17 protein-coding genes are annotated in these 18,562 nt (G+C 59.5%); 6 read left to right on the plus strand and 11 right to left on the minus strand.

All coding sequences use genetic code 11. The features are described 5' to 3' along the window. Nucleotide 1: 1 nt before the first annotated feature. From JET17_RS19865 to xenA, 3 genes are all read right to left on the minus strand, one after another. Nucleotides 2-1,891, minus strand: coding sequence for a hypothetical protein (locus JET17_RS19865; RefSeq protein WP_012315734.1), 1,890 nt, complete (start codon nucleotides 1,889-1,891; stop codon nucleotides 2-4). Between the two features lie 8 nt (nucleotides 1,892-1,899). Beyond that, nucleotides 1,900-2,757, minus strand: coding sequence for an SH3 domain-containing protein (locus tag JET17_RS19870; protein WP_012315735.1), 858 nt, complete (start codon nucleotides 2,755-2,757; stop codon nucleotides 1,900-1,902). A gap of 602 nt (nucleotides 2,758-3,359) precedes the next feature. Next, nucleotides 3,360-4,451: a xenobiotic reductase XenA gene (gene xenA / locus JET17_RS19875; protein WP_012315736.1), complete on the minus strand. Its 1,092-nt coding sequence runs from the start codon at nucleotides 4,449-4,451 to the stop codon at nucleotides 3,360-3,362. A gap of 49 nt (nucleotides 4,452-4,500) precedes the next feature. Here xenA and JET17_RS19880 point away from each other — a divergent pair, with 49 nt between their 5' ends. Continuing rightward, on the plus strand, nucleotides 4,501-4,836 hold the full coding sequence (locus JET17_RS19880; RefSeq protein ID WP_012315737.1) for an ArsR/SmtB family transcription factor: 336 nt from the start codon (nucleotides 4,501-4,503) through the stop codon (nucleotides 4,834-4,836). A gap of 81 nt (nucleotides 4,837-4,917) precedes the next feature. On the opposite strand, the gene mqo is transcribed toward JET17_RS19880, so the two are convergent. Next, a complete protein-coding gene (gene mqo, locus JET17_RS19885) occupies nucleotides 4,918-6,555 on the minus strand; it encodes a malate dehydrogenase (quinone) (RefSeq protein WP_012315738.1) in 1,638 nt (545 codons plus the stop codon). Between the two features lie 328 nt (nucleotides 6,556-6,883). Then, nucleotides 6,884-7,075: a DUF4223 family protein gene (locus JET17_RS19890; RefSeq protein ID WP_008097338.1), complete on the minus strand. Its 192-nt coding sequence runs from the start codon at nucleotides 7,073-7,075 to the stop codon at nucleotides 6,884-6,886. Nucleotides 7,076-7,601: 526 nt separating this feature from the next. Between JET17_RS19890 and JET17_RS19895 the strand changes: the two genes are divergently transcribed. The 3 genes from JET17_RS19895 to JET17_RS19905 all read left to right on the plus strand — a co-directional run bounded on the left by JET17_RS19895 (nucleotide 7,602) and on the right by JET17_RS19905 (nucleotide 9,335). Beyond that, nucleotides 7,602-7,865 carry a hypothetical protein gene (locus JET17_RS19895; RefSeq protein ID WP_012315739.1) on the plus strand — a complete coding sequence of 88 codons (264 nt, stop codon included), beginning with the start codon at nucleotides 7,602-7,604 and terminating at the stop codon, nucleotides 7,863-7,865. Nucleotides 7,866-8,461: 596 nt separating this feature from the next. Next, nucleotides 8,462-8,614 carry a hypothetical protein gene (locus tag JET17_RS19900; RefSeq protein WP_176393865.1) on the plus strand — a complete coding sequence of 51 codons (153 nt, stop codon included), beginning with the start codon at nucleotides 8,462-8,464 and terminating at the stop codon, nucleotides 8,612-8,614. 64 nt (nucleotides 8,615-8,678) lie between these two features. Beyond that, nucleotides 8,679-9,335, plus strand: a complete 657-nt coding sequence (locus JET17_RS19905) for an AbiV family abortive infection protein (RefSeq protein ID WP_012315740.1) — start codon at nucleotides 8,679-8,681, stop codon at nucleotides 9,333-9,335. On the opposite strand, the gene JET17_RS19910 is transcribed toward JET17_RS19905, so the two are convergent. Genes JET17_RS19910 through JET17_RS19920 form a run of 3 tightly spaced genes read right to left on the minus strand, consistent with a single transcriptional unit; the run spans nucleotide 9,336 to nucleotide 10,389 of the window. Beyond that, the gene (locus tag JET17_RS19910) at nucleotides 9,336-9,596 is read right to left on the minus strand and encodes a hypothetical protein (RefSeq protein ID WP_012315741.1); all 261 of its coding nucleotides are present in this window, start codon (nucleotides 9,594-9,596) and stop codon (nucleotides 9,336-9,338) included. Next, entirely contained in the window at nucleotides 9,593-9,955 is a 363-nt protein-coding gene (locus tag JET17_RS19915; protein ID WP_012315742.1) for a hypothetical protein, read from the minus strand. Before JET17_RS19915 ends, JET17_RS19910 begins: the two co-directional genes overlap by 4 nt. Beyond that, the gene (locus JET17_RS19920) at nucleotides 9,952-10,389 is read right to left on the minus strand and encodes a hypothetical protein (protein WP_012315743.1); all 438 of its coding nucleotides are present in this window, start codon (nucleotides 10,387-10,389) and stop codon (nucleotides 9,952-9,954) included. Before JET17_RS19920 ends, JET17_RS19915 begins: the two co-directional genes overlap by 4 nt. A gap of 88 nt (nucleotides 10,390-10,477) precedes the next feature. Between JET17_RS19920 and JET17_RS19925 the strand changes: the two genes are divergently transcribed. Together JET17_RS19925 and JET17_RS19930 are read left to right on the plus strand one after the other, a co-directional pair. Continuing rightward, nucleotides 10,478-10,840, plus strand: coding sequence for a YceK/YidQ family lipoprotein (locus JET17_RS19925; RefSeq protein WP_012315744.1), 363 nt, complete (start codon nucleotides 10,478-10,480; stop codon nucleotides 10,838-10,840). A gap of 103 nt (nucleotides 10,841-10,943) precedes the next feature. Beyond that, complete coding sequence (locus JET17_RS19930; RefSeq protein WP_233100452.1) at nucleotides 10,944-11,231, plus strand: YceK/YidQ family lipoprotein; 288 nt, start codon at nucleotides 10,944-10,946, stop codon at nucleotides 11,229-11,231. Between the two features lie 9 nt (nucleotides 11,232-11,240). On the opposite strand, the gene JET17_RS19935 is transcribed toward JET17_RS19930, so the two are convergent. From JET17_RS19935 to JET17_RS27860, 3 genes are all read right to left on the minus strand, one after another. After that, a complete protein-coding gene (locus tag JET17_RS19935) occupies nucleotides 11,241-11,471 on the minus strand; it encodes a hypothetical protein (RefSeq protein WP_012315746.1) in 231 nt (76 codons plus the stop codon). A 22-nt stretch (nucleotides 11,472-11,493) separates the two neighbouring features. Next, complete coding sequence (locus JET17_RS19940) at nucleotides 11,494-12,186, minus strand: hypothetical protein (RefSeq protein WP_012315747.1); 693 nt, start codon at nucleotides 12,184-12,186, stop codon at nucleotides 11,494-11,496. A gap of 308 nt (nucleotides 12,187-12,494) precedes the next feature. Further along, nucleotides 12,495-18,518 (minus strand): phage tail protein, encoded by a 6,024-nt coding sequence (locus tag JET17_RS27860; RefSeq protein WP_012315749.1) that lies wholly within the window; start codon nucleotides 18,516-18,518, stop codon nucleotides 12,495-12,497. Nucleotides 18,519-18,562: the final 44 nt, after the last annotated feature.

The following is an 18,562-nucleotide window of genomic DNA, read 5'->3' on the forward strand; positions in this document are numbered from 1 at the left end:
CTCACTGGACCTGAGCGGAAGCGTTCTTCCAGTCGTTCACGTACTTTTGGGAGACCTCTGGGGTCCAGCTGAAGTCGATGTCCGCATTGGGGAATTCCTTGGCCAGCACGGCACCGAACGACACGCGGTCGGCACAGTGGTCCTGCTTGCAGGCCTCTGGCTCGCCGACGCTGTAGGCACGGTAGGTGGCGACTGCCCGGCCATCTTCCAACGGGAAGTACGGGGTGGCGTTGGCGACCTGGGTGACGTACCAGCCTTCGCTGTATTCCTCTTCCGCCACGAGGCGGCCCTTGCTAGGGAAGTCGATGGTGTAGAAGTCACCTTTCTTACCGGTGACATGCACCATCATTGGCATGACGCTGGCCGACGACGACGGGTCCTGCAGCGCCAGTGGCGAGCCGAAGCGCACCTTGATACCGGCCATCTGCGCGAGGGCTTCGGTTTCTCGGCCCTTGAACTCGCTCATGCCTTCTTGCAGCTGCTGGTAACGCTCCAGCACACGGCTGTGGACACGGGCCAGTTCCTGCTGGCGCTGACGTGCTTCACGCACACGCTGCTGCTCACGCTGAACCGCCCAGTTCGCACCTTCGCGCACATCGAAGAACAGGCCTTGGCGGTTGATGCCGATGCGGTTGCGGGTGATCTTCAGCGCATCATTGCCCCAGATGTTGTTCGAAATCGCCGACAGGTCTTTGACGATGAACAGGGTGTTCACATCGGTAGTGGTCGGCGAGGTGGTCTTGATGAGATTGAAGATCTCAAGTGCGGCTTCCTTGTACTGCGCCGCGTCCAGCGCGAACGACTCGTCAGGCGTTACCGCCAGATAGTACGGGTCGCTGCCGAACGGCCTGAGCACGCCATAACTGGAACGCGTGAACGTCAGGTACACCTTCATCTTCCGGCTCGGTATTTCACCGACCAGTAACGCCGCCTGGTCGGCTTGCGGGGTGAGGTAGGCAACTGCCTTGTCCTTTACCGCAGCCTCAAGGTTCTTCGTGAAAATCAGCGCGCTCGGGTGAACGTAGACACGGTTCCAGTTATCGCCACGGTAAGTACCGACGGCCTTCCAGGTGATTTTCTCGAAGCTGCCCTCGCCGAAACCGGACACAGGGCACGGCATGGCCGGGGTGGTGCCGAACGAAAGGGTATCGCCGTCGCCGATGGTCGAGGTGCTGAGCACCCATTTACAGCCGGTGCCGTCCGTGACCTGCATCAGTTTCTGGTTCTGCAGGACAACGGCACGGCCGTAGTCGGATGTGGGGGCAGCGGCTACGGCTCCGCTGGGTACAGGGCTAGCCGGCGCGGCAGGCGCTTCTACGGGGGCTTGGGCGGTGGTAGCTGGCGTGGGCTCTGCGGCAACGGCCGGGGCTGGCGCTGGCGCAGGGGCCGGCGGGACTTCTACTTTCGCGGGTGTTGCTTCTACGGCAGCAGGTGCAGGTTCAGGGGCTTGTGCTGGCGGCGTAGCAGCGGCCACTGGGGCCTCGGCCGGCACTGGCGCCGCAACGGGTACTGGAGCCACAGCAGGTGCAGCCGGTGCCGGTGCGACAGGCGCGGGGGCCAGGGTTACCAGGCCAAGGTTCGAGGCATTGCCCGAACCGCTGGCGTAGAGGGTACCCTTGGCATCAACTGCCTTCCAGCTCACCTTGGCCGTCGAGCAGTCCTTGGCGAACACGAACGGCAGCTTGGTCAGCAGGCCCGACAGCAAATCCTGGTTATCCCAGGCCGGGCGCGTGATGGTCAACTCAACTTCGGGCTTGCACCAGGTGGTGGCGTCCCCAGGCACTTCGACCTTGATGTTTTCTTTCTTCGAGAAGGCCAGCTCGTGAGCGAACGCCTGCGGTACCAGACCACAAGCGCCGAACACTGCCAGCGCGAGCGCGTGCTTTTTCATGGAGTTCCTCAGATCAGTTCCCAGGTGCCGTTGGCTTGTTTGCAGAAGGTGTTCTGCTCCTGCTCGGTCTGGCCGCTTTGCGACTTCAGGCTGACGGTGACCGGGCGGCAAGCGGCCTCGGCGGCAACCGTCTCGGTCGGGAGCGACTGGATGGAATCAAGGTCGAAGCCTTGGGTTTCCTTGTTCGCGGCGACGTCCAGATCGTCCAGGTTGACGGCTGGGGCCGCGCGCTTGGCAATGGCTTGAGCCTTGGGCTCGACGTAGTTCTTGTGTACGTAACCGACTGTCACACCCTTGCGTCCAACCAGGATCCAGTCACCGGTCGAACCCACTGCGGTGAATTCGGTGTGGCTCTTCAGGCTGCCGACTTTTTCGCCAGTCGTGTTGGGTGCGGCGCGCACATTCAGGTTGTCGCTGATGGTGACGTAGGGTTCGTTGATCAGCTTCATCGAGGGCACCGCCTGGATCTTCGGCGCACGTTTCACCTCGACCTTCTTGGTCTGGGTGTATTCCTTGCCTGGGGTGATCTGCGCAGTGGCACCGGAGTGATCGGACTTCCAGGTCACCGGCTGAGCGCTGGCGGTGGCCGACTGGCTCAGCACTTCCTGGGTGCGTAGCGCCAGCGCCTGCTGGTCCTTCTCATCGAGCATGTGGCCGATGCGATTACCGACATAGGCACCAATACCGCCAGCGATCAGTGCCGCAGCAATCTTGCCGTTGCCGCTGCCCATGGTCGAACCGATGGCTACACCGGCCAGGCCACCGATGACGGTGCCCGCTTGCTCTTTGCTGATCCCGAGCTGTGCACAGGCTGTTGTCGTAGCGATGGCGACCGCCAACAGGGACGCGACGAATTTCTTACGCAAGTGGAGCACTCCATTTCCGGTGGGTCACTCTGCGAGGGGCAGAGACCTGGTTTGTTTGTAAAAGAACGACAAGCGCACGCAGGCAAGCTGGCCGCCGAGGTCGTGGCTGTTTGGGGATGTTCAAGAGAATGGCAGCACTGGGCGGGTTCAACGGCCGGGCGTTGAACAGCGTTTCACCCTGCAAGCCGAGGGCGTTGAGCGAAGCCGGTACGACGGGGAGCATCCAACCGATCCATGTCAGAAAAGGGTCATCGTCCAGCGCGTATTCATTACGGCGAGGGGCCTGGACGAGAGTGGCGTTTTGCCGCCGCATTGTAACGCAAGGTTACATTGGCAATACAAGGCAAAAAACGGGACTGGAAGGGGGAAGTGGCAGCGCTTCTACATTTTTGACTCAGATTTTGCCCATTCCTTGTAGTCTACTTGCGAAACATACTGCCAGCCCTGCCAAACCATTGAGCGTGCCTGGGTTGCGACCTGGTTTCTGTCCGTTGCACAAATCAACGGCCGGCGTTGACAGGCTGATAGCATTCCCGGCGCATATTCAGCCTGTGCAGGAGCCGGCTTGCCGGCGATTGGGCTGCACAGCAGCCCCCTTTCACTCAGCGATAACGCTCAAGCCAGTGCGCGTAAGGCGCAGGCAAAGTCCACGAGGCTTTATCGACGCCCAGTTCCTTGGCCGCAAAATACGCCCAGTGCGGGTCGGCCAGGTGCGCACGCCCTACCGACACCAGGTCGAGCTGATTGGCCTTCAACGCCCCTTCCGCCAACTGCGGCGTACCGAAGCCCCACGCCGAGGTCACTGGCAAACCCGCCTCACGACGCACACGCTCAGCGATCGGCCCCATGAAGGCAGGGCCCCATGGAATGTTGGTGTCCGGGATGGTGAAGCCGACGCTGACACTGAGCAGGTCCAGGCCACCCGCCTTGAACATGCGGGCCAACTCGATGGACTCTTCCAGCGTCTGCTCATCACGGCCGTCGTATTCCAGCACGCCAAAGCGGGCGGTCAACGGCAGGTTTTCCGGCCACACCTCGCGCACGGCTGCCAGGGTTTCCAGCAGGAAGCGGCTGCGGTTCTCGAAGCTGCCGCCGTAGGCATCAGTGCGCTGATTGGAGTGCTCGGAGAAGAAGCTCTGCCCCAGGTACCCGTGAGCGAAGTGCAATTCGATCCATTCAAAGCCCGCATCACGCGCTCGACGTGCGGCATCGACGAAGTCCTGCTTGACCCGGGCAATATCGTCCAGGGTCATTTCACGCGGCACTTTCGGCAAGTTGGCGCCGAAGGCGATGGCCGACGGGGCGATGGTGTCCCAGCCTCGCGCGTCATCCGCGGCGATATGGTCGTCACCTTCCCACGGGCGGTTGGCACTGGCCTTGCGCCCCGCGTGGGCGATCTGGATGCCCGGCACCGAGCCTGCAGCCTTGATCGCCTGCACCACCGGCACAAACGCCTGGGCATGGGCGTCGCTCCAGATACCGGCGCAACCGGGGGTGATACGCCCTTGCGGCGCAACCGCAGTGGCTTCGACCACCAACAGGCCGGCGCCACCACGGGCCAGGCCGGCGTAATGCACCTGGTGCCAATCGTTGATCATGCCGTCCTCGGCCATGTACTGGCACATCGGCGGAATGGCGATGCGGTTGCGCAAGGTGACGTCTTTGAGGGTATAGGGTTCGAACAGTGCGGACATGGAGAACTCCGGGTTCATCTGAATACGATAGTTCGATCATAATCGAACTATGGCAATTAATGAAACCCCCGTTATCATGACGCCCATGCGAGCCTACAAACATCCCACCCCTGAAGACCTGATCCTCGAGCGCCTGCTGTATGCGCTGAGCGACCCTGTACGCATGGAAATCGTGCGCCACCTGGCGGGCGTGGCGGAGGCCAGCTGCGGCGAGCTGGACGGCGGCCGGCCGAAGTCCAGCATGTCCCATCATTTTCGCGTGTTGCGCGATGCGGGGCTGGTGCAAACGCGCAATGTGGGCACTACCCATATGAACTCACTGCGCAGCGAAATGCTCGATGCACGCTTCCCCGGTTTGCTGGAGTGCATTTTGCGTCAGCGGTGAGCCAGGGTTGGCGGTGGGGCCGGAACAGGCAAAAAAAAACCACGAGGTCACCCCCGTGGCTTTCGATCACAACGCTGACGCTTACAGCGCCATGTCGTTCTCTGGCTTGCTTTCAACCGGCTGGCTAGCACCCGTGCCGGTACCGACGCTCTGGTCGATGACCGGCGGCTTCTCCAGCTGCAGGACTTCAGCGGTGTAGTTCCACTCTTTCTGCGTGGCCGCTGCCGAATCGTTGAGCTTGGTGCCGTAGCTCGGCACGATCTCTTTGATCTTGGCTTGCCATTGCGGGGTGGCGACCTTGTCTTTGAACACGGTTTCCAGCACGTTCAGCATGATCGGCGCGGCGGTCGAGGCACCTGGCGATGCGCCCAGCAGGCCGGCGATGGTGCGGTCTTGCGAGGCCACCACTTCGGTACCCAGCTTCAGCACGCCGCCCTTGTCTGCGTCACGCTTGATGATCTGCACGCGCTGACCGGCCTGCCACAGCTTCCAGTCTTCCTTCTTGGCGTTCGGGAAGTAGGTGCGCAGCGCTTCGAAGCGGTCGTCGTCCGACAGCATCAGCTGGCCAGCAAGGTACTCGACCAGCGGGTACTGCTCGATGCCGACCTTGGTCATTGGCCACACGTTGTGCATGGTGGTGCTGCTGAGCAGGTCCAGGTACGAACCGTTCTTCAGGAACTTGGTCGAGAAGGTGGCGAATGGCCCGAACAGGATCACGCGCTTGCCGTCCAGCACTCGGGTGTCCAGGTGCGGTACCGACATGGGTGGCGCGCCGGTCGAGGCGATGCCATAGGCCTTGGCCATGTGCTGCATGGCGATGGTCGGGTTCTCTGTCACCAGGAACGAACCGCCAACCGGGAAGCCTGCGTATTCCTTGGCTTCAGGAATGCCCGACTTCTGCAGCAGCTTCAGCGCGCCGCCGCCGGCACCGATGAACAGGAACTTGGCGTCGGTGGCCGACTCGGTCCCGTCCTTCAGGTTCTTGTACTCGACGTGCCAGGAGCCGTCCTCGTTGCGGGTGATGTCCTGAACTTCGCTGGACAGCTTCAGGGTGAAGTTATCCTGGGTCTTCAGGTGGCCGACGAACTGGCGGGTGATCTCGCCGAAGTTCACGTCGGTACCCAGTGGCGTCCAGGTCACCGCCAGCTTCTGGTTCGGGTCGCGGCCTTCCATCATCAGCGGGACCCACTTGGCGATCTGCGCGTGGTCCTCGGAGTACTGCATCGAGCGGAACAGCGGGCTTGCCTGCAGCGCGTCATAACGCTTCTTGAGGAACTTGATGTTGTCATCGCCCCACACGAAGCTCATGTGCGGAGTGGTGTTGATGAACGAATGCGGGTTCTTCAGCACGCCCTGACGGACCTGCCACGACCAGAACTGGCGGGAGATCTGGAAGGCTTCGTTGATTTCGATGGCCTTGGTGATGTTGACGTTGCCGTCTTTATCTTCCGGGGTGTAGTTCAGCTCAGCCAGCGCGGAGTGGCCGGTGCCGGCGTTGTTCCAGCCGTTGGAGCTTTCTTCGGCGACGCCATCCAGGCGCTCGACCATCTCCATCGACCAGCTTGGCTCCAGCTCGTGCAGCCACACGGCCAGGGTGGAGCTCATGATGCCGCCGCCGACCAGCAGCACATCGACTTTCTTGGTTTCTGCGGCGTGCGCTTGCATGAAGCTCGCAGCGACAGCCAGACCCAGCAAGGTCTTGCCAGCTTTCTTGAACATTGATCAATTCCAGTCTGTAGAACGGAGGACGGGCCTGTGGCTGGCCCAGGTGCTTCGTGTTCTTGTGCGCAGGCTTTTTGTGATCATTGTTCAGCGGCTTAAAGAACCAGAAAACGACCCAGGCTTTTGTCGTATTGACCGACAGGGCTGAATCGTTTCGCTGATTGTATCTGAAATGCCAGCACAAACAAATTGCGGGCGTACAAGCAAGGCGGCAGGTTGTCCCAGCGGCAGGTTGTCACGCCAGACAAACAAAAGCCCCCAGCCATACGCATGACTGGGGGCTCTGGATCAGGTCACAGGTGACGCGATCAGGGTATCGCCAAGCTTACTGCGGCTGAGGCAGTTTATCGATCGGGCCGCAGCCACCGATGACCTTGGAGATAGAAACCGATGGGTGGAACAGGTAGTCGTACGAGCAGTTTTTCTGCTGGTTGTAAACTTGGCCAGTGCAACCGGACAGCAGGGCAACGCCCGAAACGACAGCAACGGCTACAGTGGCCTTGAACAGCTTTTTCATTACTTCAGTCCTTTAAATAATTATCGACCATCATTCTGATGGCGGCCGGATGATACAGAACCAGAGTATTGGATCCAAGTCGCATAAGAAGATAGGCCGCCATCCAATGCACCAGCGGGAGGGGAAACGCATAACGATAAGGCCTCTGACAGCTCATCGCTTTCAGGGGCTTTTTGCATCCGTGCCAGGGAAGAATATTCACGCCTGGTGCGTCTAAGGTCCTACAGATTTAACTCCGATTTTTCCCATTCCCTGTAGTCCATTTCCGAATTATATTGCCGGCGCTGCCAACCCATTGCGAGCGCTCGGATTGCGGCCTAGTCTCGGTTCGTCGTTGACACCTCAGCGACCGGCTTTGACAGGCTGACCGATTCAAGGGTCCTTTGCAGCGCTTCATGGCAGCTGTACATGGGGCACCTTCGTGTGCGCCGGGTTCCTTGGGTCACCGGTCTGTCAACCCGTGTATAGCTGCCTCCATTCGTTTGACAGCGTTTAAAGGTAGCTCCACCTGACTCAAGGAGCATTCATGCGCAAGATTGTCCCCGATCCACCGTCCCCCCTCGATCCCTCGTACATGCTACAGGACACCCTGGTACAGACCTCGGAATACGTGATCTGCGCCTTGTCCGTAGCCCGCCAGTCCGTGCGACTGACACCGACCTCGCACAACTCGATCGTGATGCGGGCGGTCATCCATGAAATGGAAGTTGCGCATGCGCTGCTGGAATCGGCGCTGATGCAACTGCACAGGCAAGCGGATTCGCCCACGGAGCCACAGACATTGCACTAGGGCCGAGCTACGAAAAATCCGGGAGTGCCGCAAAGGTCGGCCTGGCGCTCTGATCCGATCCGGCAGGCCCCGTCGCTAGCGGCGACATGGCCCGGCCATGTGCCCGGCGATGCTTTGGGGTTTAACTCGGGCACAACGAAAAAGCCCCTGAAAACTTATCGTTTTCAGGGGCTTTATCTACCACATGTATGGCGGAGAGATAGGGATTTGAACCCTAGGTACTGTTGCCAGTACAACGGATTTCGAATCCGTTTTTGGCCTCATATGTTTATTGAGCCTACTTTTCTAAACCCAATAAAATCAGATACTTCAACGCATGATGACGCAACATCACTCCACACCGTTGGGGGGATCAATTCCCCCAAAATTCCCCCACGTTTTTCCAGTGGCAAAGCTCAAGGAGGAAGTGCTATCGTTCGGCCACTTCGAGACGCTGGCCAGCTAACCACTGGCCACAACAAGCCAGTTGGGCCGCCGTGCCAACCCTCGCTGGAAGAACCCATCGTAGCTGGGAAACAGGGAAATAGCGGCGAAGTCTGAGCCTCCTCGCCAACTGCTACATGAGACCAGGAGAAACAGCTAGAGGAGGACGCCCTATGGGTGCTTTGAATCAGGCTGGTTCAGCAGCTTTACCTAAACGCCTCACGGCGTTTGGTGGCGTAGTCTGGGGTCTTTGCACCTTCGGGCTCGATCCGGTGACCGCTGTTGTACTGGGTCTCATCGCCGCTATCGTTTTAGCGAAGGTGTAAAGCTAGGCCGCCGGGCGCGTGCGATTCCGGCAGCCGGACCTTAACTGCCAAAAGGAGCGGTTTCATGGCATTTTCACTTGAGCAAATCGATGCCTACATCGACGCGCTTCTAACTAATGCCGCCTCTCTCATCAGAGAGTCCCAGATCCTTTATGACAACGAGGCTAATGCTCGCGCGTTCGCGCTTGCGCATCTTGCGCGTGAAGAAATAGCTAAAACGCTCATGTTACAGGCTGCCGGCACAAGAATACTTGCTGGGCATCCAGTAGATTTCAAAAAACTTGAGCGACGACTGCGAGATCACAAACAGAAGCTGATTGCCGAGACGATAAACAGTATCGTTTTTTGTGCTGGCTTTGATGCGAACACGGCGGAGAGCATGATCGGTGCAGCTGGAACAGCCCCCGACTTCCGGAATGACCTGAAAAATAACTCCCTATATGTCGGATTCAAAAATGGGATTGTGAGTCAGCCGACCCAGAGCTTTTCAGCTGAGCGGGCGTTACGCACTATCACGCTAGCTTGGGATGCGCTTCAAAATCAGCTATCGATACTAAAACTATCAGGACCATTCGCGAACCGAGCTCCTATCAGCATTCCCGAAGTACGCCCAGAAGACGTAAAGTTTGATCGCGAAATGATAGAAGCGCTGGGCAACATATACGCGAAAGCCCTTTTGCAATCCAAAAAGCAGGATAAAGCTGATCAACCAGAAGAGTGATCAGCGGCATGCTGCATTAGCAGCTACGATCTCCCGCTCGTACCCGATCCTCTGTCGACGCTCAGCCAGCAGCGCCCGCACCTTCACCTCCAGACTGTCGCTCTTGCGCAGGCCGGCAGCGGCCCATGGCGGCACAGCAACCTCCGGAGCCCGGCATGGCACCTGCACCGGCACCTCGACACGCACGTACTGCACCTGCGGCTCGACCCTGCCGCCACAGCCAGCGAGCGCCATCGCGCACACGATGAACGGTACCTTCATAATCCAAGCTCCGTGTCGATGATCGAGGTGGCCGTAGCACACTGGTCGCCACCGGTTCGTTCCCGCTGCAGCCGGTTGGCTGCGGCGTAGTCGAGATCCGCGCTGGCTCTGGCTTCGCTCACCGCCTGTTCGGCCCTGGCCTGGCGCTCATTTGCGGCTAGGGTCAGGTCGCCCAGGGCTTTACCCTGCTCTGCTGCCAGGCCAGCCAAGTTGTCGCGCGCGGCAGTGCACTGGGCAGCCTTGCCCTGCTGGTCATCGAGCAGCGGGCGGAAGTGACCGGTGGTGGCCCAGATGCCCAAGGTCATACCGAACAAAATCAGCAGCCCGGCCACTGTAGTTCGCGCCAGCCAGGCACTCATGCCAGCGCCCTCCGCACGCCCTCATCGATGATCGCCGGCGAATACGGATTGCCGCCGTTCTCGTGGATGATGATGCTGACCACCATCCCGCGCAGCGTGGCTGGGCCTTTGATGTTGATCGGGTCGGTGGTGCGCACGCCCAGGCGCTTGGCCACGGCACCAGCGTAGGCCTGGGTGTCGTTCTCATTGCTCGGTGCCCAGCGGTTGATAGTTTCGAGCACGGTGTCGATGCCCTTCCCGCCCACGCCTGGCATACCGTCCTTGCCCCGGTAGTTGATCAGCAGTTTACCCAAGGCGCGGATGCCATTCTCGGGGGTGTCGAATAGAGCGAAGCGCCCGCCCGGCTCCTTGCCGATCTGGCCCTGCCAGTCGTTGCGGGGGTTGAAATCGATGTTTCCGGGGTTGTTGTTGCGGATGCCGCGTGCTGTGGCCATGGTTTTCTCCAGGCAAAAAGAAGCCCGCACTAGGCGGGCCTGATTAGTTAATGCGCTATGATCTGGCCATCACAGAGGGAGTGGCCTGATGAAACAGCTATGGATGGGAGTGGCGCTGGTCATGGCGCTCGGCGGTTGCGGGACGGTGCGAACCGTGTCTAGCGAATCAAAGGCCGTGGGCGACCTGGCGGAATGGAATTCCTACTGCCCAGAGATCCCTCGGATGTATAGCGGCGTCGCGTACCAGTTTTGCAACCTAACTGGACCGGAAAGACAAGGAACACATTCAGACCCCTATCAAATCCTGATCGACATGGCCGCATCTGGTATTGCTGATACCGTTGTGCTGCCATATACCAGCTATCAGCAATACAAATACGGCAATATGGTGATACCAAGCTTTAGCCCGCAGCTGATCCAAGAACCGCCTCAGTCGGGGCCTTCACTGTGAACAAAGCGCATTCGCTAATCTGGCTCTGAGGCCCGCCGTTATAGCCACTACTGATGGAATTACTTCGATGAGCAAACTATGGATTGGAATGGCTCTTACTATTATGTTGAGCGGGTGCGGGACCGTACGAACGGTGTCGAACGAGTCGAAAGCCGTGGATGATCTCGCTAGATGGCAGACCAGTTGCCATACGATTCCTCGCGCGTACAGCGGAGTCGCTTATCAGTTTTGCAATTTGAATGGGCCACAACGTACCGGGCCTCATTGGGCGCCCTTCCCTATCCTGGTCGATATGGCGGCGTCGGGCATTGCCGATACAGTGATCCTTCCGTACACCGGATATCAGCAATACAAGCGCGGCAATGTGCCCATTCGTAGAATGGAATATTGATCCCCCTTATCAGGCCGCAGGAGCTTCAGGCTCTGGCACTGGCACTGGCTCAACCGGGTCCGTCGCGGTCACGGTCACCTCAGCGCTGTAGTCTTTCAGCACCTGGGCGGTGAAGACTTGGGCGGCCGGGAACTGGCTCAGGATCTCCCGTGCCCGGACATCGGCTTCTTCTTGAGTGGCGTAGCGGGTGTTGTTGGCAACGTCATAGGCATTGCTCATGTTTACGGCGACATATGGCATAGCGTGGCCCTCCTGGGGCTGATCAGAATCCGGTGACATCAATGACAAGTGGACTGCCACCGGCGTAAAAAACGTTACTCGCTGGCGGTGGGCTGGGGTCAAACCACGGCGAGGTGTACGCCGTGATTAGCGCCTCGCCCGTTGTCTGAATACCATCACTCTGGCAGATGCAATAAAGCTTGTAGTGCGATCTAACTAAATCCCAGAATGCTCCATTGGGAAACCCTTCTTGGATGTTCCTGCCATAGAATGATGGAAAGCAAATAGCATACTTACGACCTGCAGGTAGGGCGTATTTAGTATTGAAAGCAAGTGCAGGCAGACTGCCAGACACGTTCATGAATCGGGAGTTGGCGTCAAAGATCAACCTGCCGTCCGGACCAAATATTTGCATTCCCGAGTTAGTAGCCGAAGCCTGCATACCTCGATATACATACACATCGACCGGCACCCCAAGCCCGTTCACCGCATAGGTAATGGTCCGTGCAGATGGCCCTGTCTTGACCGAGACATGGTAGGCAATCTGGCCTGCACAACTTACAAATACAAGATCTGAAAAATTATCCAAAGCTACTTGGATGCCGTTTATGCTCCCAGTAGGAAAGTAAATGGAAGAGCTGCTAACTGTATAGCGATTAACAAGTCCGTAATTAACCCAGTCAGAGTCTATCTGGATCGTCCCGTTTTGGTTGAAGCACTGAAAACCGGTAGGCATTAGAAAACTCCAACCGTTATCCAAGACGGCGACTGAGCTGCCGACGTAAACGTCCAGCTGAGAACACCATTACTCTGGTTGGCGCTCACCTCAAGGGTGAACACCCCAAAGGCATCGTTCACTCCAGTGTCCGGAACTACGACGAAGAAAGGCGTGCCAGTGGTCAGGCCTGGCACGGCCAAAGCCCCATTAGCTGAGCCTGTATAGTAGGTACCCAAAACACGACCCAGACGGTCAGTTAGTCTGATGCCAGGCGTGCCATCCGCATAAAAAGTTTCCAGACCTGCTGGCATAGCACCCCTCCGTAACTACCAAACGCCCATACGAACCCGGCGTACACCATCAACAACGACGTCAATGCCATCGTTATTTATTTTTGTGTAGGTTGAGCTCCGACTAAAGTTACGCAGAATAATTTCACCGCTATTGAAATTTATAGTCATCAACGGCTCTCCAAACTGCGTAAACGTAGAGGAAGAAATGGTCGATCCCACAATCGCATTTTGGACTGATAGCCTCGATATGAGCGCATCATTGATAAATACCTGTCCATTCTGTATAGCGAATGGGCTCACAAAACCGTTACCCGATGGGTTCAGCACAGCGAACCGATCAGCCATCACAGCAAATGTCGATTGCAGCACTCCCCCGCTGTTCTCAACGCCCAGACCGAAGCCAGCAGCAACGTACTGTCCACCAGCGGTGACCTGGAGCTTCACCGAGTAGGACGCGTTGATCTTCCCGTTGAGCGTGGATTGGGCATTGGCTACCTGCTGGATCGACGCCGAGTTGCTACCAACCGAGGTCTGGAGGCCGGTGAGCTGTTGCGCCTGGGCGCTAAGATCATCGCCTTGCTGAGTCACGGTCGAGGTCAACGACTCCACTGCACGACTGGAGGCCGATGGCGCAACCCTGCCGACGGCAACCCAGTCCACATCGAAAGCGCCGCCACTTGTAGCTCCCATGTCCAAGCGAAGCCGAGTGATAGTGCTGTCCACCCAGTCCGTTCCGCCTGCTGCCAGGTTGGCCATGTCCCACTCGACCACTGCCGATTGTCCTACTGCCAAGTTCGGGTTAGCCGCGATTGCTCGATAGCTACCCGAGAACCCGTGACCAGCGGTCTGGTAGAACAACTGGCCATCCCAGTCCGTAACGGCACCGGCCCGACGGGTGATGCGCGCCCGCACGCGGCTGTAGAGACTGCCTGTGATAGACAACGTCGCCGCCGTACCGCTGTGCAGCTGCGGATCCGAACCGGTCGAAGTGATTTTGATGAACCCAGCCCCCTGTGCCAGCGTTGCGCCCGAAGCCACCCAACCTTCGGTGGTGCTATCGAATTGCCATAAACAGTTGGGTGCTGGATCGAGACCGGAGGCCCCCAGCGCATCTTGGATTGCGCCAACGTTGTTGTTGAGCTCGGTGATGCTGCTGGACTGACTGGTGTTGACCCCCTCCGCTGCCGAAACACGGTTGGTCAGCGCGTCCACCGCCGAGGCCGAGGCCTTGGTGGCGAGTCCATTAGTCGTGCTATTGACCGAGTTCTCCAGCGATGTGGTCCGGTTAGAGACGCTCGTGATGCTGTTGCCCTGCTGGGTCACTGTAGAGCCAAGGCTATCTACCGCTGTCGAAACCGCCGAAGTAGCCGCCGCATTGACCTGACCGTTATCGCGCCAACCTGTAGCACGTGTGCCGTACTCGAATTGGGGTCTGGCCATTTCGACATGGCCTGATGTGACGGCACCAGTAGCACTATAAATCCTGAGATAAACGTAGCAACTAACGGCACCGGCCGGTGCAACGCCGCTGTATTGAACGCGTTCACCTCCGGGTGTGACGGTGAACATCAACGAGTTCGGTGCGCTTATCGAAGAACCCGCAGCGTTGATCCATTGGAGGAAGAACCTAAACCCCAAACCGGCAGTACCGCGAAGATAAACAGACGCCGTCAAGGTCTGGCCTTCCGCTACTTTGGGTCTTCGATCTGGCGTTCCGCCAGTGGGGCGCACGGATTTGTAGGGGCCTGCATTCCCCACGCCTGAAACCTCAACTCGGATTGCTTTCTCCCCGGAGTTGAGCCAAGAAGTGACTCTGGAATCCACACTCACGGCCGAACCTTCCATGGCCCAGCCATCGGCGATATCTGATCCGGAACCGTTAGCATTGAAAGTGGGGTTGTAGAACAGGTTCTCACCACCAACATCGCCAATTGTGTTGTTCAATTCGGTGATGCTGCCCGAAACGCTAGTGAGGCCTTGCTCCGTGAGGCCTACCCGGCCGGTGAGTGCTGTGGTGGCAGTGGCGTTAGCCGCGATAGCGGATGCATTGACCTGCCCATTGTCGCGCCAGCCCGTCACAACAGGACTATGTTCGTATTGTGCTTTATCGAGGTCAACAAAACCGGCCGTGATACTAGACCCCGGAGCAGATCTGATCCGGTAGAGAATGTCTACTCGCACCGAACCCGCAGGTGCGGCTAGTCCGGTGAGTACGATGCGGTTGTACGACTCGACGGGAGAGGTGCTGACGTTGACGGGGCCATGAGTACCTATCGTCACCCCGGCCGCATCCTTGTACTGCATGTAGATCTGCACCATCAACCCCGAGCTGCCACGGATATAGATAGATGCAGTGCCTACGACCCCCTCATAGACGGGGGGGCGGAAGTCAGCAGGAGCCGACTCGGGCACGAAATCAACGTAGTGAGTGCCGGTACCGGCTATCAGCCCCGATACTTCCAGTCTTTGCCGTTTGCCGCCAGCTCCCAAGGCCGATGGCAGAAGCGACGGCACTACAGCGACGGCGGTTTGCGTGCGCCAGTACCACCCATCAGCGACGTTAGCGCTAGCAGCCGATGCTTTATCAAACGACGGGTTGTAAAGCAGGTTCTCCCCGCCCACCTGGCTGAGCGACGTGTTGATATTGGTGATCGCTTGGCCGTTGGCTGTGATCGCCGTACCGTGCTGGTCCACAGTGTTGCTCAAGGCCTGCACCGTCGAAGCATCAGCCTTGGTAGCGACCTGGCTCAGTGCGCTGGCGGCAGCAGCTGCTGCCTCCGTCGCTACCTTGTCGGTCACGGCCACCCACGCGCTGCCGTTCCAGCGTTTGGGCGTGTTGGCATTGCCGGTTGTGTCGATCCAGAGATTCTGCACCAGTCGGTCCGCCACTGCCGGCGCGGTCGACTGGTACAGCACCTTGCCCTTGGCGCCAGCAGCATCGGCAGCGGCTTGGGCGGCCTGCTGGGCTGCGGTCACGTTCTGGTTGGTGGTGTTGAGGCTGTTCTGTACGCCGGTGAGGGCCTGGCCTTGGCTGGAAAGGCCCTGCTCGTTCTGCGTGACACGGTTCGACAGGCTACTCACCGTCGAGGCGTCAGCCTTCCCGTCGATGCTGGTCCGCAGGCCATCGATCTGCTGGGCCTGGGCATCAACCTCGCCGTTCAACTCTGTGACGCTGGTCTCCACGGTACCGACGCGCGCGGCGAGACCGTTTGCCGTCTGCACTGCCTGGCCAATGTCGGTCCAGTAGGTGGCGTTCGGCGGCGGGTTGCCGGCCGGGACGTCAACCTTGGCCTGGTACAGCTTGCCGTCTTCGCCCAACGTACCTTGGCCAGCCGTGTAGGCCTGGTCGGGCTTGTACGGCATCGAGTCGGCCAGATCGGCGATGCTGTCGATCTGCTGCTGCAACTCGGACTGCACTTGCCCCAGCGAGTTGTTGACGTCGACGATCTGCTGGTTCAGGTCGCTGCGAACTTCACCCAGGCGCTCGTTGACGGAGCCCGGGCCCTCCTTGTCGATCAGGTCGATGCGGTCGGTGAGCTGCTGACCCAGCTCGCTCTCGGTGATCTGGTCCTTGATCTGCTCCAGGATCGGGCCGGCGTCCATGCTGGCAACGCCGGTAACAACGGTCGGAGCGACCGGGAAGAACGGGCCGACGTTGCCAGTGCGGTCAACCAGGCGCGCCCAGAAGAAGAACCGCTGCCCGCCGCGCAGGCCCTGCATGACGTAGTCCTGCTGCGGGTATGCCAGATCGGCCAGCTTGGTGGCCTCCTCGAGGTCGGTGCCCTCGCTGTACCACAGCTCGGTGCGCTGGGTGTCCTCTGCGCCAGCTGGGAAGCCCCAAGTGATCTTGATCCCGAACAGCAGGCTTTCGGTGTTGAGGAAGGTGACCGAGGGCGGTATGCCTTCCTTACCGTTCAGCTGAGTCAGGGTCGAACTTTTCCAGATGGACGTGATGTCGAAGGCACTGACTGCCCGTACCCGCGCCAGGTAAGCGCCGGCGTAGATACCGACCACATCAACTGAAGCAGCGCCGGTGCGTTGCAGGCGAATCCAGTTGCCGTTGTCCTTGCGCCACTCGACGTCGTAGGCGACGGCCCCTTCCACTGCAGGCCAGGCGATGGTCATGGTGTTGACCGCAATTCCCTGGTCGATCATGTGGGCTGACGACAAGGTCACGCTGGCCGGAGGCTGAACGGTGGTCACGGGAATGACGCTGATCGGGCGTTCGTCCAGCTTGGCACCCGTGTCGATCGCCGCGAACTTGCTCGGGTTGAACTCAAGGGCAGTGATCTCGTATTCGCCCTCCTGGGTGCGCGTCGTCTTCAGCACGCGGAACAGTTGAACCGCCAGATCGTCGTAGTCGATTGCCCACTGCAGCTCGGGTTCAGGCTGGACGCCGTACTCGGTGGTCACGGTCACAGCTCGGCCGGCGACAGATTGCACGGTGCGAGCCTGGGCAGTGCCGTTCGGCAAGTTCAGGATCAGGCGATCGCCAGCCTTAATCGGGGTGTCACGATCCAAAGTGATCACACGGCCGGCGGCCGACGAGATCCGGCCACCATTCGGACGGCCTGCCACCAGCTCGTCAGCCACGGGAATGACATAGCCAGGCAGCGGAATCCGGCCTTCCATGCCGGTCTTGAAGGTGACGGTGCGATCCTGACTGTTGCTCAACAGCGCCCACTTGCCTCGGCGCTGGGCCTCGGAGGCACGGGTGCAGCCAATGGCCGAGATTTCTACAGGGCGATCCCGGTACCGGCGCTGGAGCGCTAGATCGGTTACCGGAATCACATCGGTGTCGTAGTTGTTCGCCGGGTTGTCATAGCTGACCAACGCCCGGCTGTAATGGGTGTTGCGCTCAGCGCCGCCATAGACGAAGTCGCCGTCGATGACGTTGGCCCGGGTGAACACGTAGTCAATATCCTGGGCGCGCGGCATGTCCGCCTGCATGAACAGCGAACCATGGGCCCAGTACACCATGCCCCGGTAAATGGCCGAAAGGTCGCGCAGCAGGGTCCAGGCCTCAGCGCGGCCCTGCAGGTTCATGTCGCACAGGTAGCGCGGCTCTTGCCCGCCAATCCCGTCCGGCACCAGCTGGTCGCAGTATTGGGCGATGCGGTACATCTCCCACTTGTCGACCATCCACGACTTGATGCGCTTGCCCAAGCCGAAGCGGTCCTCGACGCACAGGCCGTAGGTCACGAACGCCGGGTTGTTGGTCCAGGCCTGTTTGAAAGTGCCGTCCCACACGCCGGTGTAGGTGCGGGTCCCCGGGTCGTAGTTGGTCGGCACAGGCCAGAGTTTGGCCTTGCAGTCCACGGTCACCGCCGGAATGTTCTGGAACTGCTGGGCGTCGAACTCGATGTAGAGCAGCGCGGTGTTCGGATAGCTGAGTTTCTGATCGATGATCTCCGTGTAGCCGGCAATGGTCATCGTGTCGCCAACGGTACCGCTATTGGCGTTCGGGGTGATCCGGCGGACGCGCATCATCCAGCCGGTGGTTGCTTTAGGCAGATTGACCCGCACGGAGCGCTGGTAGCCGTTCGTGGTTTTACCGTCGGCGGCACCCAGGTGCGCTTCAACGTACGCCCCGCCATCAGTGGCGATATCGATGGCGTACTCGATGCGGTAGCCGTTGGTGTTGCCACTGCTGTCTTGGCTGACCAAGCGAGGCCAGGACATACGCACGCGCACCGCAGATAGCTGCGTGTTGCTCAGCGAGCGGGTGAACGGGCTGTCACTGCGCAGCTCAACGTTGACGGTGTTCTCGCTCTCGATCGAGGGAATGCCCTGGATGTAATCCTGCTCAACGCTCCCGCGGCGCCACTCCCACTTCACACCCGGGAAGTTCACATTGCCGCTGGCGTCCATGATCGGCGTGTTGTCGAGGTAAATGTCGCGATCGGTCGGCGTGCCGTCGAACTCGCCCTCGCCCACGGCCAACAGGATTTTGGCGATGTTCGTCGACTGCAGGCTGTCCGGTGCCTCAACGGGGGTTTTCGGCTTGCTCTCGCCGCCCTTGGCGCCGGTGATTTCCAGGTGATCTGCTGGGCCCATGCTTTCCTCCGGGCAATAAAAAACCGCCCGGAGGCGGTGTTAGT

The sequence above is a fragment of the Pseudomonas putida genome (assembly GCF_016406145.1).
In the GTDB taxonomy this organism is placed as follows: Bacteria; Pseudomonadota; Gammaproteobacteria; order Pseudomonadales; family Pseudomonadaceae; genus Aquipseudomonas; species Aquipseudomonas putida_E.